This is a genomic window from Serratia rubidaea (genome assembly GCF_016026735.1).
GTDB lineage: Bacteria > Pseudomonadota > Gammaproteobacteria > Enterobacterales > Enterobacteriaceae > Serratia_B > Serratia_B rubidaea.
The window spans coordinates 86,295-103,427 of record NZ_CP065640.1; the positions used below are offsets into that span (position 1 = coordinate 86,295).

Here is a 17,133-nt window from a genome sequence, read left to right on the forward strand (position 1 = left end):
CCTTACGCCTTCTCCAGTTTGACCGCGCACTTCTTGAAGTCGGTTTCCTTGGATAACGGATCGGTGGCGTCCAACGTCAGGTTGTTCACCAGCTGCGCCGCATCGAAGAACGGCATATACACCAGCCCCTTCGGCGGACGGTTGCGCCCGCGGGTTTCCACCGTGCTGAGCACTTCGCCGCGGCGCGACAGCACTTTCACCTTATCGCCACGCCGCAGATTGCGGCTCTTGGCATCCAGCGGGTGAATAAACAACACCGCCTCCGGGAAGGCGCGGTGCAGTTCCGGCACGCGACGGGTCATCGAACCGGTGTGCCAATGCTCCAGCACGCGGCCGGTCGACAGCCACAGGTCGTATTCTTCATCCGGGCTTTCCGCCGCCGGCTCATAAGGCAGCGCGAAAATCACCGCTTTGCCGTCCGGTTTGCCGTAGAAACGCACCGACTCGCCCGCTTTCACGTAAGGGTCCGTGCCTTCACGGTAGCGCCACAGGGTTTCCTTGCCGTCAACCACCGGCCAGCGCAGGCCGCGCGCCTGGTGATACATATCGAACGCCGCCAGATCGTGGCCGTGGCCGCGGCCAAAGCTTGCGTACTCTTCAAACAGCCCTTTCTGAATATAAAAGCCGCAGGCGCGCGCCTCGTCGTTCAGTTGATCGTCCGGGATCTCCTCCAGCGTGAAGCGGTCGACGCTGCCGTTGGCATACAGCACGTCGTACAGCGTTTTTCCGCGCAGCTGCGGGCTTTGCGCCAGCAGCGCCTCCGGCCAGACTTCCTCCACCGTAAAGCGCTTGGAGAACTCCACCAGCTGCCACAGGTCGGATTTTGCCTCGCCCGGCGCGCGCACCTGCTGGCGCCAGAACTGCGTGCGCCGCTCGGCGTTGCCGTAGGCCCCCTCTTTCTCCACCCACATCGCGGTCGGCAGGATCAGATCCGCCGCCAGCGCGCTGACCGTCGGATAAGGATCGGACACCACCACAAAGTTGCGCGCGTCGCGCCAGCCCGGCATCCGCTCTTCATTAATGTTCGGGCCGGCCTGCATGTTGTTGTTGCACATCACCCAGTAGGCATTGAGCGTGCCGTCTTTCAGCGCCCGGTCCTGCGCCACCGCATGCAGCCCCACTTTGGCCGGAATGGTGCCGGCCGGCAGCCGCCATTTTTCCTCGGCGATCTTGCGGTGCGCCTCGTTGGTCACCACCATATCGGCCGGCAGACGGTGGGCAAAGGTGCCGACCTCGCGGGCGGTGCCGCAGGCGGAAGGCTGACCGGTCAGGGAGAAGGGACCGCAGCCGGGCTTGGAGATCTTGCCGGTCAGCAGGTGCAGGTTATAACACAGGTTATTGGCCCATACGCCGCGGGTATGCTGGTTAAAGCCCATCGTCCAGTAGGACACCACCTTGACGTTCGGGTCGGCATACAGCTTCGCCAGCGCTTCCAGCTGATCCTGCGGTACGCCGCTCAGCGCGGCGGTTTTCTCCAGCGTATAGTCGGCGACAAACGCCTTGAACGCCTCAAAGCTCATCGGCTCCGACGCGTCGCTGCCCGGGTTCTTGGCGGCTTTCTCCAGCGGGTGGGTCGGACGCAGGCCGTAGCCGATATCGGTCGCCCCCTGGCGGATATTGACGTGGCGCGCCAGGAAATCCTGGTCGACGGCGTCGTTTTGAATAATGTAGTTGGCGATGTAGTTCATGATCGCCAGATCGGTTTGCGGCGCGAACACCATACCGTTATCCGCCAGCTCGAAGCTGCGGTGTTCGAAGGTGGACAGCACCGAAACGTTGACCCGATCGCTGCTCAGACGGCGGTTGGTGATGCGCGACCACAGAATCGGGTGCATCTCCGCCATATTGGAGCCCCACAGCACAAAGGCGTCGGCCTGCTCGATATCATCGTAACAGCCCATCGGCTCATCCATGCCGAAGGTGCGCATAAAGCCCACCACCGCGGAGGCCATGCAGTGGCGCGCGTTCGGGTCGAGGTTATTGGTGCGCAGCCCCGCCTTGAACAGCTTGGCGGCGGCGTAACCTTCCCAGATGGTCCACTGGCCGGAGCCGAACATGCCCACCGCATCCGGCCCTTTGGCGCGCAGCGCGTCTTTGAACTTCTCCGCCATCACATCGAAGGCGCGCTCCCAGCTCACCGGCGTAAATTCACCCTGCTTATCGTACTGACCGTTCTTCATGCGCAGCAGCGGCTGCGTCAGGCGATCTTTGCCGTACATGATCTTGGGCAGGAAATAGCCTTTGATGCAGTTCAGCCCGCGGTTGACCGGCGCGTCCGGATCGCCCTGCGAGGCGACGATGCGGCCGTTCTGCGTGCCGACCAGCACCCCGCAGCCCGTACCGCAGAAGCGGCAGGGCGCCTTGTCCCATTTAATCTCTTCCGTACCGCCAACCACCGCCTGCGCCACCGTCGGAATGGTCAACCCGGCCGCCGCGGCGGCTGCCGCTGCGGCATTGGCTTTCATGAAGTCTCGACGACTGAGTTTCATGGCATTACCTCACCTTGCTCATCCTGCTGGTGATAAACCAGCGACACCGCCAGCACGCCTTCCAGATTGCGCGCCGACTCAATTTTTTCCAGCAGCGCGCGCGAGTGCGCCGCCTGCATCACCACCGCCAGCTTGCCCTGTTCGCGATCCTGCGCCGCTATTTCGGTCTCCGGGATCGCCAACAGCGCGGGAACCAGCTGCGAAAACGCCGCCGGACGGGCCTGCACCAGCAGACCGCTGACGTGCCATTCGTTATTCATGATGTTCACTCCGGGTTAGCGCCATGGCGCCGGTCGGACAAGGGGCGACGCAGGCTCCGCAGCCGCTGCAGGCCGCCGCCGTCAGCACGGGCTGCGCAATGCCGCCCAGGCGCGGCCGAAAACGGATCGCCCCGCTATCGCAGCTGTCCTGACAGCTGCGGCACTCCACGCCCTGCAGCGCCAGACAGCGCGTTGAAACTTCCGGCTGCAGCCGCCACGGCCTCTCCGCCGCGACGTCAAACGCGCCCGCTTCACAGGCGTCGACGCAGCGGCGGCAAAAACTGCACTCCGCACGGGAAAAATCGATTTCCGGATAGCCGCCGCTGCCGGCGATCAGCATGCCGGTTTCACAGGCGTCGATACAGGCGTGACAGCGGCTGCAGCCGGCGATAAACGGGGCTTCCTCACGCGCCCAGGGCGGACGCTGTACGTTGGAGGGACGACGCCATTGTCCGCTGAGCAATCCGCGCCGCGACAGTCCGGCCATGCTGCTTGTCCTTATAATCACTGTGTTTTTTTGGCAGGGTAAAAATAGGGCTAATCATAGGGGTATATAATCACCCGAAAGGGGTAAACAGCGGGGTTCGTTGCGCCAGGTCAAATAAGTACGGAATATTGTTTAGCAACCCGCCGACGGGCTGTTAGCGTAGGCGCGCCCGGCTACTACCGAAGGGGGGAGCGCCGGCAGGAATGAGAAGCGAAAGAAGGCGTTCGGATATGGGGCATCATCCGGCAAAACGGGGCTTTTTATCGACTCGATCAATGCATAGGCTTTAATATAAATAAAATATATCTATACCCGCCATACTTTAAGCTGCAGGCGCGTTGGCTACGCTCAGTCACCTGAATCACTGACCGGTGTAAACTCAGCGGGGTTCCTTCCCTTGCCGCCCGCCTGCCACTCGAAGTATTCAGGGTATATTTCCCTACAATCCACTGGCTTAGCCGATAAGGATCCGTGTTTGCTTGTTAAACGCTCCGTCACCCGCAGCCTGGCCAAGGCCCTGATCGCCATTGTCGCCCTGTCGGTTCTTTCCACCGGCCTGGCGCTGACCACCGTCGCCGACAGCCTGCGCGACGCCGAAGCGGTGAATATCGCCGGTTCGCTGCGCATGCAGAGCTACCGCCTGGCGTATGATCTAACGCAGAACAGCGCGGCGCTGCCGCAGCATCTGCGCCACTACCGCCAGTCGCTGCAGGCGCCGGCGCTGCAAAAACTCAGCCGCTTTTACGTACCGGCCGACGTGCGCGATAAATACCGGGCGCTGCAGCAGGCCTGGCAGCCGCTGGAGCAGCATATCCGCGCCGGCCGCGCGCCGGCGTATCAGGCCAGCGTGGTTGATTACGTCAACCAGATCGACCACTTCGTGCTGGCGCTGCAGCGCTATTCGGAAATCAAGCTGGCGATCGTCGCCGCGTTCAGCGTACTCGGCTATATCACCATTATCGCGCTGGTGCTGTTTTGTATCCGCCTGATGCGCAAACAGGTGGTGGCGCCGCTCAGGCAACTGGTGGCGGCCAGCCAGCAGATCCAGCAGCGCGACTTTAACCACGCGCCGCTGGACGTAACGCTGCCGAACGAGCTGGGCGTGCTGTCGCAGGCGTTTACCGCCATGTCCGACGAACTCTCCCGTCTGTATCGCTCGCTGGAGCACAAGGTGCAGGAAAAAACCGAACGTCTGCAGCAGGCCAATAAATCGCTGGAGGTGATGTACGGCTGTTCACAGGCGCTGAGCAGCGGCCAGATCGACCGCCACGCCTTTGAAAAAGTGCTGCATATCGTGCGCCAGAGCGAACAGCTCCGCTGCCTGCGGCTCAACGTGCAGGACGGGCAGAGCCCCTGGCAGCTGAGCAGCGGCGTCCCGCAGGAGGATGTCGAGTGGCAGCAGCTGACCATCAGCCAGGAGCAGCAGCCGCTGGGGCAGCTCTGCTGGCAGCCGCGCCAGCAGGCGGCCAACCCGCACCTGATGCAAAGCGTGGCGAACATGCTCGGCCGCGGCCTCTACTTCAACCGTACGCAAAAGCAGCATATGCAGTTTTTACTGATGGAGGAGCGCGCCACCATCGCCCGCGAACTGCACGACTCGCTGGCGCAGGCGCTGGCGTTTCTGCGTATTCAGATGACGCTGCTGAAGCGCACCCTGCCCGCCGGCCCGTCACAGGCGCAGAGCATCATCGACGACTTCGACCAGGCGCTGGCCGACGCCAACCGTCAGCTGCGCGAGCTGCTGGCCACCTTCCGCCTGAGTATTCAGGACGCCGACCTGAACACCGCGCTGCAGCAGCTGCTGGCGCCATTAAAAGTTCTGACCCAGGCGCGGATTCAGTTACACTGTGAGCTGCCTTCGCAGGCGCTGAATGCGCAGCAGCAGGTGCACGCGCTGCAGATCGTGCGTGAAGCGGTGCTCAACGCAATTAAGCATGCCGATGCGCAGGATATCGTTATCCGCTGCGGTAAAACCGCAGGCGGCGATAACCAGATCACCATTACCGACAACGGCTGCGGCATTGCCAGCCTTGATGAGCCGGAAGGCCATTACGGGCTGAATATCATGAACGAGCGCGCCGCCCGCCTTGGCGGAACATTACGCATTGCCCGTGGTCAACAGAGCGGGACGGAAGTCAGTTTGTCTTTTCCGGCATAATTAACCGCCTGACGGTAAAAAGGCGCGCCAGGCGCCAAAAACTTCTATTTTTATAAGATTCAGCCCTATCGTGCCGATACTCATAGCGGCGCGGCTTGACACCTGACAGGGAGCCATTTCATGGTGATGCAAAATTATAAGGTAATGATCGTCGACGACCATCCGCTGATGCGACGCGGCATCAAACAGCTGCTGGGGCTGGATCCGCAGTTCAGCACCATCGCTGAAGCCAGCAACGGCAATGAGGCCATTGCGCTGGCGGCGCAGAAACAGCCGGACATCATCCTGCTGGATTTGAACATGAAAGGGCTGTCCGGGCTGGATACCCTGAAGGCGCTGCGTGACGACGGCGTCGACGCGCGCATCGTGGTGCTGACGGTATCGGACGCGCGCAGCGACGTGTACGCCCTGATCGACGCCGGCGCGGACGGCTATCTGCTCAAAGACAGCGAGCCGGAACAGCTGCTGGAAGATATCCGCGCGGCGGCGGAAGGCAACAATGTGATCAGCGAGGCGATCGCCGGCTACCTCGCCTCGCGCAGCGAACAGCACAACCCGTTCGCCGAACTGACCGAACGCGAGCTGGACGTGCTGCAGGAAGTGGCGCGCGGCATGTCAAACAAAGAGGTGGCGGCGCAGCTGCATATTTCCGAAGAGACGGTGAAGGTGCATATCCGCAATATGCTGCGCAAGCTGGATGTCCGTTCGCGCGTCGCCGCCACGGTGATGTACCTGGAACACAAAAGTCAGTAATGCAACGGGCCGCAGCCCATCAGGCGATGGCGTCAAGCAGGGCCTGATGGTGCTGATGAACCCAGCCTTTATTCAGCGGCCCCCAGCTTTCCAGCCGATAGTAACCATCGTTGTTGCGCACGCCCTGCTGCACAAACTGCAGCTCTACGCCGAGTCCGGGCAAGGCTTTCAGCACGTCCTGCAGCGTCCGGCGCGGCCAGCCGGTCAGCTCCATCAGTTTGGGCACATTGGGACGCTCGCTGTGGTCGATCAGCCAGCATAAGTACAAGCGGCGGGCGAATACCGGGTTTAATTCCATGGTTTGCTCCAGCGTCGGGGGAATTTTTCCGCATCCGGCGTAATCTCCGGTGCAGAACGTTCGCTAACTACCGTTTTTTACACTATCTCCTTTTTTTCTCCACGCTTTCCCTGCCCATCCCGAGTAAAGTGCAATAGCCTCGGGATCCTTCCCAGGCTCTGATATAACGCAACGTTGGTGCGTAATAAAGATAGAACAACTCATAACGAGGTTCGCACTGTATGGCCAATTTTTTTATTGATCGCCCCATTTTCGCCTGGGTGCTGGCAATCATTCTTTGCCTCACCGGCGCCTTGGCGATTTATTCATTACCGGTGGAACAGTACCCTAATCTGGCGCCGCCTAACGTGCGCATCAGTGCGAACTACCCCGGCGCCTCCGCCCAGACGCTGGAGAATACCGTTACGCAAATTATCGAACAGAATATGACCGGCCTCGACAATATGATGTATATGTCGTCGCAGAGCACCAACACCGGCCGCGCCACGGTAACCCTGACCTTTGAGGCCGGCACCGACCCCAACGAGGCGATGCAGCAGGTGCAGAACCAGCTGCAGGCCGCGGTCAAGCGGCTGCCGCAGGCGGTGCAGCAGCAGGGGGTGACGGTCTCCAAATCCGGCGACACCACGCTGATGATGGTGGCCTTTGTCTCCACCGACGGCAGTATGGATAAGCAGGACATCGCCGACTATATCGTCTCCAACCTGCAGGACCCGCTCAGCCGCATCAACGGCGTCGGCAGTATGGACGTGTACGGCTCGCAGTACGCCATGCGCATCTGGCTCGATCCCGACAAGCTCAACAGCTACGCCCTGACCACCACCGACGTGGTCAACGCCATCAAATCGCAGAATGCCCAGGTGGCCGTCGGCCAGGTCGGCGGCACGCCGTCGGTCGACAAGCAGGCGCTGAACGCCACCATCAACGCCCAGTCGCAGCTGCAGACGCCGCAGCAGTTCCGCGACATCACCCTGCGCGTCAATCAGGACGGCTCGCTGGTGACCCTCGGCAACGTCGCCACTATTGAGCTAGGCGGCGAAAACTACGACTACCTCAGCCGCTACAACGGCATGCCGGCGGCGGGGATGAATATCAAGCTCGCCTCCGGCGCCAACGAACTGCAGACCGACGAGCTGGTGAAAGCCAAAATCGACGAGCTGTCGCAGTATTTCCCGCGCGGGCTGGAGGCCAAGGTGGCCTATGAAACCACCCCGTTCGTCAAGGCCTCGATCCACGACGTGGTGAAAACCCTGCTGGAAGCGGTGCTGCTGGTGTTCCTGGTGATGTACCTGTTTATGCAGAACTTCCGCGCGACGCTGATCCCGACCATCGCCGTACCGGTGGTGCTGCTCGGCACCTTTGCCATCCTCTCCGCCTGCGGCTTCAGCATCAATACCCTCACCATGTTCGCCATGGTGCTGGCGATCGGCCTGCTGGTGGATGACGCCATCGTGGTGGTGGAGAACGTGGAGCGCGTGATGAGCGAAGAGGGCCTGCCGCCGCGCGAGGCCACGCGCAAATCAATGGGGCAGATCCAGAGCGCGCTGGTCGGCATCGCGCTGGTGCTGTCGGCGGTATTTATCCCGATGGCGTTCTTCGGCGGAACCACCGGCGCCATCTACCGCCAGTTCTCCATTACCATCGTCTCTTCCATGGTGCTGTCGGTGCTGGTGGCGATGATCCTGACCCCGGCGCTGTGCGCCACCCTGCTCCAGCCGATCGCCAAAGGCCACCACCACGGCAAACGCGGTTTCTTCGGCTGGTTCAACCGCATGTTCAACCGCAACACCCTGCGCTATGAGCGCGGCGTGGCGCGCGTGCTGCACCACGGCGTGCGCTACCTGCTGATTTATCTGCTGCTGCTGGGCGGTCTGGCGCTGCTGTTTATCAAGCTGCCGACCTCTTTCCTGCCGCTGGAGGACCGCGGCGTCTTCACCGTGCAGGTGCAGTTGCCGACCGGCTCTACCCAGCAGCAAACCAGCAAGGTGGTGGAAAAAGTGGAAAACTACCTGCTGACGGCGGAGAAAAACGACGTGCTGTCGGTGTTCGCCATTATCGGCGCCGGCCCCGGCGGCAACGGCCAGAACGTGGCGCGGCTGTTTGTGCGCCTGAAAGACTGGGATCAGCGCGGCGCCGGCGAGTCGGCCTTCGATATTATCGCCCGCGCCGGCGAAGCCTTCAAAAACATCAAAGAAGCGCGGGTGATCGCCAGCAGCCCGCCGGCCATCAGCGGCATGGGCAGCTCATCCGGCTTTGACATGCAGCTGGAAGACCATGGCGGCCTCGGGCACGTCAAGCTGATGGCCGCCCGCGACCAGCTGCTGCAGCTGACGGCGGAAAGCCCGCTGCTGTCGCGCGTGCGCCACAACGGCCTGGACGACAGCCCACAGCTGCAGATTGATATCGACCAGCGCAAGGCGCAGGCGCTGGGGGTAAACGTGGATGACATTAACAACACGCTCTCCACCGCCTGGGGCTCCAGCTACGTCAACGATTTTGTCGACCGCGGCCGGGTGAAAAAAGTGTATGTGCAGGCGGCGGCGAAATTCCGCATGCTGCCGGAAGACATCAATAAATGGTATGTGCGCAACAGCAGCGGCGGCATGGTGCCCTTCTCGGCCTTCGCCACCAGCCACTGGGAATACGGTTCGCCGCGGCTGGAGCGCTACAACGGCAGCGCGTCGGTAGAGATCGTCGGCGAAGCGGCCGACGGCGTCAGCAGCGGCACCGCAATGGATGAAATGGAGCGGCTGGTCAAGCAGCTGCCGAACGGCTTTGGCCTGGAGTGGACCGCCATGTCCTATCAGGAGCGGCTGTCCGGCGCGCAGGCGCCGGCGCTGTACGCCATCTCCCTGCTGGTGGTGTTCCTGTGCCTGGCGGCGCTGTACGAGAGCTGGTCAATTCCGTTCTCCGTGATGCTGGTGGTGCCGCTGGGGGTAATCGGCGCCGTGGCCGCCACCTGGCTGCGCGGGCTGGAAAACGACGTGTACTTCCAGGTCGGCCTGCTGACGATTATCGGGCTGTCCGCCAAGAACGCGATTCTGATTGTCGAATTCGCCAATGAGCTGCATCAACAGGGTAAAGAGCTGACCGCCGCCACGCTGGAGGCCGCGCGCATGCGTCTGCGCCCGATCCTGATGACCTCGCTGGCCTTTATCTTCGGCGTGCTGCCGATGGCCACCAGCCAGGGCGCCGGCTCCAGCAGCCAGCATGCGGTCGGCACCGGGGTGATGGGCGGGATGATCTCCGCCACCCTGCTGGCGATTTACTTTGTGCCGCTGTTCTTTGTGCTGGTGCGGCGCCGCTTCCCCGGCCGGCAAAAACTCCTGCCGCCGGCGGAGCATAGCGACGGCTGATCCTTAAAGAAACGGCAGCGATTTTCGCTGCCGTTTTATTTTCCTATGTGCATACGGGGCAACATCCATGATGTCTGTTCCCGTCGTAACACTAATGGCGAACTATCTTTCGATGCCATGCCCGCATTGCTGCAGTACTACCACCGTCGATCTCTCCCCTCCTGCCCCTTAGGGCAAAAACACCCGCAAGCGAGCAAAACGCCACTATTCCACTTGATTTACATGGTTAATAGACAGACAATTTCAGGCTATTGATTATATTCAGGATTGATCTGATGGAACCAGTCTCTCCCTATTCTCTGACAATCAACGACAGCCCGGTAAGCCCCGATGTACTGCGTTTTCGTGGTACTGAAGCACTAAGCCGCCCCTTCTCCTGGCGTATTGAGTTCACCACCCGGCAAGACGTGACAGACAGCGACGTGCTGCTGAAGTACGCCAGCCTGTTGATGCGCGCCGGTAAGAGCGTGCATGGTGTTATCACCCGTTTTGAGTGGCTGGGGAACAGCCCTGACCAGTCTCACTACGCGGTGACGCTCTCTTCTCGCCTTTCCCTGCTGAACCTGACCCGACGCTGTGCCGTATATCTGAATACCAGCGTGCCGGAGCTTGTGGAGCGAATACTGCGGGCCCACGGGTTGGAGGGGGCGGATTTCAATTTCAGGCTTGAACAAAGCTACCCTCAGCGGGAGCTGATAACACAGTGGCGGGAAACCGATCTCGAATTTATCCAACGCCTGCTGGCAGAGGTGGGGATCTGGTATCAGTGCGGGATGAGTGAGATTACCGGGCTGGATACCGTGACCTTTGCCGACAGCCAGCAGTTCTACCAGTTTGGAGAACATCTGCCGTACCAAGAGCCATCTGCGTTGTATGACGGTGCCGCCGAATCTGTCTGGGGTCTGCGCGCCTGGCACCACACGGTGGCCGGGTTGGTCCGCACCCGCGATTACAACTACCGTGCGGCGACTACACCAATGGATTCGACCGTGGTAGTCCGCAACGAAGCCGTCACTACCGGGGAACATTACCGCTATGGCGGCCCGTTTCTGGCAGTTGGCGATGACAGCGAGCCGGAAACCGAAAGCGGGGCTTTTTATGCCCGACTTCACCATGAGCGTGAACTGAATCAATCTGTCCGCCTGCATCTGTTCAGCAACGCCTGCGGCCTGACACCGGGCCAGGTGCTGGAAACCTCAGGCAGCACAATTCACGCCCTCAGTGACGGGGTACTCATTACCTTCACTTCTTTCTGGGCTTCCCGCGATTCACGCCTGCATGTTTCGCTCTGGGGGATGCCTTACAGCGAACGGTTCTGCTTTCGCCCTACTGAAATCCCCCGCCCGGTCATTCACGGTACACTGCCGGCCCGTATTGAGAGCCGGGAGCAAGGCGACACCTACGCCCATCTGGACAACGTCGGCCGTTACCGGGTGAAGTTGGACTTCAGCCATGAGGATGCCGAACCGGGTTACAACTACCTGTGGATCCGTCAGGCCAAGCCCTATTCCGGCGAGAGTTACGGCTGGCACACGCCACTGATTGACGGTACCGAAGTCGGTATTGCCTATGACGACGGCGATATAGACCGCCCGTATATCGCCCACGCGTTCCACGACTCAGCCCACCAGGACATCGTCACCCGCGAGAACCGCAGCCAGAACATCCTGCGCACCGCGGCAAACAACGAACTACGGATGGAAGACCAGCGCGGGCAGGAGCACATCGCACTGAGCACGCCATTTGGCAGCACGCAGCTCAATCAGGGACATATCGTTGATCGGCAGAACACACAGCGCGGCTCCGGCTTTGAACTCAGAACCGATGAATACGGCGTAATCCGCGTGGCAAAAGGATTGTTTATTACCGCCGACGGACAGCAGAAAGCGGCAGGTGAGGTGCTGGATATGGCAACGGCCCTTAATGAAATTACACTCTGCCAGCAGCAGCTGCAAGCGCTGGCGGCGGCCGCCGAACAGGCACAGGCGCTGGAGGCGGATATCGCCAGTCAGATAGCGATGTTCAACCAGCGTCTGCAACCGCTGAACGCGATGATCCATTTCCACGGCCCGCAGGGCGTGGCGTTCACCAGTGGCGAGCATATGCAACTGACCGCCGGTAACAATGTGGCGATGAATACTGCGGGGGATTTCAGCAGCGGGTCGCAGGGCCACACCGCCATGCTGGCCGGAGAAAGTGTCGGCCTGTTCGCACGCACGGGTTCACTGACGCTGAACGCCAGCGAAGGTCCGCTGCAAATCCAGGCGCAGAACGGCGCAATGCACATCAGCGCAGAGCAAAGACTGAGTCTGATATCGGCCAGTGACATGCTGTTTGCGGGCAAGAAGAAAGTGACCTTAATTGGCGGCGGCAGCTACCTGAAAATCGAAGGCGGGAAGATAGAGTACGGCACGGATACGACCTATACGCGCAAAGTTAAGCGTACTCATGCCACCGTCCCCGTAAACATACCTGTGTCGTTCCCGCTGATGGGCACTTCGCATATTTATTCCGCCGTTTACCAGCTCCGTGATGAACAGGGCAATATTCTGGCGGGGGTACCTTACCACCTGAAAACAGCGTCCGGGCAGGTCGCAACAGGCTACAGTGACGATGAGGGCTGGACCGTGCCGGTTTATACCCCGGAACAGGAAGACGTGGAGCTGCATATTGTGCAGAGCAAGCCGGCACCGAAAGAAACCATGTGGTTTATCGGTGATGAGGACAATCAGCAACTGGCAACCGAACTCAGGGAGAAGATGTCATGACCATGCCCGATTTACCCGCCCCCCCGACAGCGGATATCCCCACCGGGACGAACAATAAGGTCTGGGACTGCACGACAACCGGCGTTGAAATGACCGAGAAGCAGTCCCGACTGCCGACCCCGGATAACCGTCAGTATCTGCACATCAAAGTGGAATACGCCATGCGTTTTCCTCGCTTATCCGCTGAAATTCGCCGCGAGGGCAAAAGCTATCAGATGAGCCTCAAGCAACTGATGCTGAGCGGGCTTATCCGGCTGGATGAAATCAACCATAATTATCAGTGGTTGTATAAGGCCGAAGTGCCGTTCGATATGCGGACCATACCACCACGCCCGTTCCTCAGCAGTACGTTACTTGCAGAAGGCCCCGGAAGACGGCATACCATCAACCCCTTTCCGGTGCCGGGCAAGGGCATCTACCGTCGTCCCGATATCATTATCGTGAAGAACAAATACGACCGCTGGCCAGGACTGGCAGGATCGGATGCAGAAGGCCAGATGCATGTGGATAATCTGGAACGGTTGGTTGAGGTCAAATTTCCGGGGGATAAGCTCGAACGAGAACAGTATGATGAATATATGTTTATTGTCGGTGATGATAAGACACGCATCACCATACTGGAAATCCATGATTGCCGAAATAAAGAGCAGCAGTGGGGCGATCAAGTCATTAACGTGACGATGAAAGCCTGGCAGACCAGCGGGGAGAAATATTGGCCGCTGTTCCTCTACCCGCCAATCTTTACTCCCCGGCCTCCGGCTCTCCCCACTCCGGCGAAGATAGAACCGTGGAGCTATATTGGGAAAACCGTTGCCGACCTCAGTGAAGGGATCGTTAACAACGTCGCCGCAGGCTGGGATGCCCTGTCAGACGAGATGCAACAGACGCTGAGCCAGGTTGCCGGCTGGCTGAATGACAGCGGTGAATGGGTATATTATCAGGGGAGCCAGGTATGGCAGTGGGTCAGCAGTACAGGACGGCGCGTGGCATCGTGGACGGACGAACAGCTCAGAGCGGCATGGTCGGCGATACAGCAAGCAACTGATATGACGCTGGAGATGTTAAAACAGGTCGACTGGGTACAGGTACTGACGGATGTGGCGATTACTGTCGGTGTGGTGCTGGTCGCTGTCGGCGTGGGGGTGCTGGTGGTGACGCTGGGCATCCCGGAAGCCCTGCTGGCGGCATTTTTGCTGATTGTCCGTCTGGCGATCGCTGCGTGGGAAACTCTGGCGGCAGTACTGGGCGCCGGAGCGGTCGGCACACTGGCAACGCAATAAGGAATAATGATGGAGCTGAAGGATTTTGAGCTGAATTATATCGAGAAATGGTTGCCGGAAGCCTCAGTAAAGTATAAGGATGGCAGCCCGGCAGTTAACCTCGGTCTGATTATCACCGTGTTTTTTAAAGACGGCCATACTCCCGAAGTCCGCCGTAAGATGGTGGAATGTGTGGATCGCTACTACGAGGAATTTAAGCCACACCTGAAGAAGACTCTGATCCCTAAATGGGTTGGAATCACCGAAAAAAACTATCAAAAAAAACGACAGATGATTCTGAACTCATCTCCTGAAGAGATTTTTTCCTGGTACTTAGGGAGTGTTGAAACTGATTATCACGCACCTGAATATGAAATACTTATCATGGGTAAACGGATTTTCCATAATGATAATGATCGTTCGGTGATTAAACTGGCATTCCCGTTATCACTACTGAAAGAGCCTGATGGTAAGGAACATTATCAGTCCTGGCTGATGTGGCTTTGTAATACTTTCAACGTTGAAAGTGGTTATGCTGGGTTGTCTTTTATTCTGCCTTACGCGTTTGAGCGGATGTTCCCCTATGAATATGCTTTGGCCCAGCGCTTTCCTGGTGTAATGGTAGATTCCCTAGGGACGATTGAGGGCAGAGATGCAGCCAATAGCTTGAAAGGAGCCTGCTGGTATACCATTCTGGGTAATCCATGGCTGGAAAAAATCGGCGGTGCGAGGACACTGGCTCACCGTCTGGCGAAAACGCCAGAAATAGAGTTGCTGCCCTATAACAGCGGCATTATCCTCAAGGCCGGAGCACTGCCGCCAGCACTGGGTGAAACAAAAACCGAAGCCCTACCGCCGTTGCTGGTAAAAGTAAACCAGTTGATTAAACCCATCCGGCAAGATGGCCATAACGGACTGCATTTTTACTCCGAACATGCAAATTTCCAGTTTGAGCAAGAGTCCTCCATGGCGTGGTTTGCCCGCTTCGATAAAGCCAGTGCGGAGCTGGATAAGGAAGATGAAGGCAAATCATTTGAACCGGTGCGTATCACCTGCTGGAGCGGCGTGGTTGCTCCGTTTGCCGGACGCTGGGCGGCCATTGTTAACGGTACTATACAGTACGCTCAAATCCGGGTCGCACAGGTTATGCCTGATTTTGAAGACAAGCATGGCAATAAACACCGTGCCTGCTGGTCGCTGCTGGAGCGCGATGATGGCGGAGACGTCTTCGCTATAAGATCGGAATAAGGCCCGTCATAAATGGCTTGCCGGTGTGGTCGGCACACTGGCAACGCAATAAGGAATAATGATGGAACTGAAGGATTTTGAGCTGAATTATATCGAGCAGTGGTTGCCGGAAGCCTCGGTGAAGTATAAGGACGGCAGTCCGGCGGTGAATCTTGGGCTGATTATCACCATGTTTTTTAAAGACGGTCATACTCCCGAAGTCCGCCGTAAGATGGTGGAGTGTGTGGATCGTTACTACGAGGAATTTAAGCCACACCTGAAGAAGACTCTGACCCCTAACTGGGTTGGAATCACCGAAAAAAACTATCAAAAAAAACGACAGATGATCCTGGACTCATCTCCTGAAGAGATTTTTTCCTGGTACTTAGGGAGTGTTGAAACTGATTATCACGCACCTGAGTATGAAATACTTATCATGGGTAAACGGATTTTCCATAATGATAATGATCGCTCGGTGATTAAACTGGTATTCCCGTTATCTTTGCTGAAAGAGCCTGATGGCAAGGAACATTATCAGTCCTGGCTGATGTGGCTTTGTAATACCTTCAACGTTGAAAGTGGTTATGCCGGATTATCCTTTATTCTACCTTACGCGTTTGAGCGAATGTTCCCCTACGAATATGCTCTGGCCCAGCGCTTCCCCGGCGTAATGGTGGACTCTATTGGCACTCTTGAAGGGACTGGAGCAGCTATCAGCCTGAAAGGAGCCTGCTGGTATACCATTCTGGGTAATCCATGGTTGGAAAAACTCGGTGGTGTGAAGACACTGGCTCACCGTCTGGCGAAAACGCCAGAAATAGAGCTGCTGCCCTATAACAGCGGCATTATCCTCAAGGCCGGAGCACTGCCGCCAGCGCTGGGCGAAACGAAAACTGAAGAACTGCCGCCATTACTGGTAAAAGTAAACCAAATGATCAAACCAGTGCGTTTTAATGGCTCACGCTCGCTGCATTTCTACTCAGAGCGCAATAACTTTCAGTTTGATAAAGAATCAACAATGAAGTGGTATAGACGCTTCGATGCGGCCAGTGCGGAGCTGGATAAGGAAGATGAAGGCAAATCATTTGAGCCGGTGCGTATCACCTGCTGGAGCGGCGTGGTTGCTCCGTTTGCCGGACGCTGGGCGACCATTGTCAACGGTACTATACAGTACGCTCAAATCCGGGTCGCACAGGTTATGCCTGATTTTGAAGACAAGCATGGCAATAAACACCGCGCCTGCTGGTCGCTGCTGGAGCGCGATGATGGCGGAGACGTCTTCGCTATAAGATCGGAATAAGGCCCGTCATAAATGGCTTGCCGGTGTGGTCGGCACCGAAGTGATGGGCGGGATGATTTCCGCCACCCTGCTGGCGATTTACTTTGTGCCGCTGTTCTTTGTGCTGGTGCGGCGCCGCTTCCCCGGCCGGCAAAAACTCCTGCCGCCGGCGGAGCATAGCGACGGCTGATCCTTAAAGAAACGGCAGCGATTTTCGCTGCCGTTTTGTTTTCCCGTGTGCATACTGAACAACAGCAACACCGTTACCGCACATTAAGGAGCATCCATGGAAATCGTCACCGACCAACTGCGCTATCGCGTTGACTGGACGCGTCTGGCGGCCCTGCTGGAAGCCGCCGGGCTGGGCAAACGCGACCCGCAGCTGACCGAGCAGATCTACCACAACAATGCGTTTTGCTACTGGGGCTACCTGGACGGCGAGCTGATTGCCACCGCCCACGCCATCAGCGACCGCATTTCAGTGGCCTATCTGGCCGACGTGGCGATTCATCCGGATTTTCAGGGCCGCGGCTACGGCCGGCAGCTGATGGACCGCATCATGGACGACCTGGCGCCGCTCGGCAAAATATTTATCTACGCCGTACCCGACAAGCTGGCCTTCTATAAAAAGTACGGCTTCCACGATCTGACCACCGGCATGGTGTTTGCCGAAGGCGCGGCGCTCAGCCGGCTGCAGGATAATGGCTACGTGCGCTGAGTCTGATTATTCATCTTTTTAATCACCTTGCCGGCGGGATTAGCAAAATTTTACCGGCCGGCGTCCACGGCGTTTTTTTCA

General features: G+C 58.5%; 13 protein-coding genes. 9 read left to right on the plus strand and 4 right to left on the minus strand.

What is annotated here, in order from left to right:
* Positions 1–2: 2 nt before the first annotated feature.
* Genes napA through napF form a run of 3 tightly spaced genes read right to left on the minus strand, consistent with a single transcriptional unit; the run spans position 3 to position 3,236 of the window.
* A complete protein-coding gene (gene napA / locus I6G83_RS00430) occupies positions 3–2,489 on the minus strand; it encodes a nitrate reductase catalytic subunit NapA (RefSeq protein ID WP_062779170.1) in 2,487 nt (828 codons plus the stop codon).
* On the minus strand, positions 2,486–2,752 hold the full coding sequence (gene napD / locus I6G83_RS00435; protein WP_171020799.1) for a chaperone NapD: 267 nt from the start codon (positions 2,750–2,752) through the stop codon (positions 2,486–2,488). Before napD ends, napA begins: the two co-directional genes overlap by 4 nt.
* Positions 2,742–3,236 (minus strand): ferredoxin-type protein NapF, encoded by a 495-nt coding sequence (gene napF, locus I6G83_RS00440; RefSeq protein WP_054307008.1) that lies wholly within the window; start codon positions 3,234–3,236, stop codon positions 2,742–2,744. The genes napD and napF overlap by 11 nt, the downstream gene beginning before the upstream one ends.
* 475 nt (positions 3,237–3,711) lie before the next feature.
* Here napF and narQ point away from each other — a divergent pair, with 475 nt between their 5' ends.
* Together narQ and narL are read left to right on the plus strand one after the other, a co-directional pair.
* Positions 3,712–5,394 (plus strand): nitrate/nitrite two-component system sensor histidine kinase NarQ, encoded by a 1,683-nt coding sequence (gene narQ, locus I6G83_RS00445; RefSeq protein WP_054307009.1) that lies wholly within the window; start codon positions 3,712–3,714, stop codon positions 5,392–5,394.
* 120 nt (positions 5,395–5,514) lie between these two features.
* Positions 5,515–6,147: a two-component system response regulator NarL gene (gene narL / locus I6G83_RS00450; RefSeq protein WP_054307010.1), complete on the plus strand. Its 633-nt coding sequence runs from the start codon at positions 5,515–5,517 to the stop codon at positions 6,145–6,147.
* Positions 6,148–6,166: 19 nt separating this feature from the next.
* On the opposite strand, the gene I6G83_RS00455 is transcribed toward narL, so the two are convergent.
* Positions 6,167–6,445 carry a winged helix-turn-helix domain-containing protein gene (locus tag I6G83_RS00455; RefSeq protein WP_054307011.1) on the minus strand — a complete coding sequence of 93 codons (279 nt, stop codon included), beginning with the start codon at positions 6,443–6,445 and terminating at the stop codon, positions 6,167–6,169.
* Between the two features lie 221 nt (positions 6,446–6,666).
* Between I6G83_RS00455 and acrD the strand changes: the two genes are divergently transcribed.
* From acrD to I6G83_RS00490, 7 genes are all read left to right on the plus strand, one after another.
* Complete coding sequence (acrD, locus tag I6G83_RS00460; protein WP_062779173.1) at positions 6,667–9,801, plus strand: multidrug efflux RND transporter permease AcrD; 3,135 nt, start codon at positions 6,667–6,669, stop codon at positions 9,799–9,801.
* Between the two features lie 275 nt (positions 9,802–10,076).
* Positions 10,077–12,569 (plus strand): type VI secretion system Vgr family protein, encoded by a 2,493-nt coding sequence (locus tag I6G83_RS00465; RefSeq protein ID WP_062779176.1) that lies wholly within the window; start codon positions 10,077–10,079, stop codon positions 12,567–12,569.
* Positions 12,566–13,849 (plus strand): VRR-NUC domain-containing protein, encoded by a 1,284-nt coding sequence (locus I6G83_RS00470; protein WP_171020759.1) that lies wholly within the window; start codon positions 12,566–12,568, stop codon positions 13,847–13,849. Before I6G83_RS00465 ends, I6G83_RS00470 begins: the two co-directional genes overlap by 4 nt.
* A gap of 9 nt (positions 13,850–13,858) precedes the next feature.
* A complete protein-coding gene (locus I6G83_RS00475) occupies positions 13,859–15,076 on the plus strand; it encodes a DUF3396 domain-containing protein (protein ID WP_062779179.1) in 1,218 nt (405 codons plus the stop codon).
* Between the two features lie 61 nt (positions 15,077–15,137).
* Entirely contained in the window at positions 15,138–16,355 is a 1,218-nt protein-coding gene (locus I6G83_RS00480; protein ID WP_062779182.1) for a DUF3396 domain-containing protein, read from the plus strand.
* Positions 16,356–16,380: 25 nt separating this feature from the next.
* A complete protein-coding gene (locus I6G83_RS00485) occupies positions 16,381–16,524 on the plus strand; it encodes a hypothetical protein (protein WP_156484023.1) in 144 nt (47 codons plus the stop codon).
* A gap of 96 nt (positions 16,525–16,620) precedes the next feature.
* Positions 16,621–17,052, plus strand: a complete 432-nt coding sequence (locus I6G83_RS00490; RefSeq protein ID WP_015673327.1) for a GNAT family N-acetyltransferase — start codon at positions 16,621–16,623, stop codon at positions 17,050–17,052.
* The last annotated feature ends 81 nt before the right edge of the window (positions 17,053–17,133 follow it).

Coding starts and splice junctions, on each gene's coding strand:
- I6G83_RS00465 (WP_062779176.1), top strand. CDS start 10,077: ATGGAACCAGTCTCTCCCTATTCTCTGACAATCAACGACAGCCCGGTA.
- acrD (WP_062779173.1), top strand. CDS start 6,667: ATGGCCAATTTTTTTATTGATCGCCCCATTTTCGCCTGGGTGCTGGCA.
- I6G83_RS00455 (WP_054307011.1), bottom strand. CDS start 6,445: ATGGAATTAAACCCGGTATTCGCCCGCCGCTTGTACTTATGCTGGCTG.
- I6G83_RS00490 (WP_015673327.1), top strand. CDS start 16,621: ATGGAAATCGTCACCGACCAACTGCGCTATCGCGTTGACTGGACGCGT.
- I6G83_RS00475 (WP_062779179.1), top strand. CDS start 13,859: ATGGAGCTGAAGGATTTTGAGCTGAATTATATCGAGAAATGGTTGCCG.
- napA (WP_062779170.1), bottom strand. CDS start 2,489: ATGAAACTCAGTCGTCGAGACTTCATGAAAGCCAATGCCGCAGCGGCA.
- I6G83_RS00480 (WP_062779182.1), top strand. CDS start 15,138: ATGGAACTGAAGGATTTTGAGCTGAATTATATCGAGCAGTGGTTGCCG.
- napF (WP_054307008.1), bottom strand. CDS start 3,236: ATGGCCGGACTGTCGCGGCGCGGATTGCTCAGCGGACAATGGCGTCGT.
- I6G83_RS00470 (WP_171020759.1), top strand. CDS start 12,566: ATGACCATGCCCGATTTACCCGCCCCCCCGACAGCGGATATCCCCACC.
- narL (WP_054307010.1), top strand. CDS start 5,515: ATGGTGATGCAAAATTATAAGGTAATGATCGTCGACGACCATCCGCTG.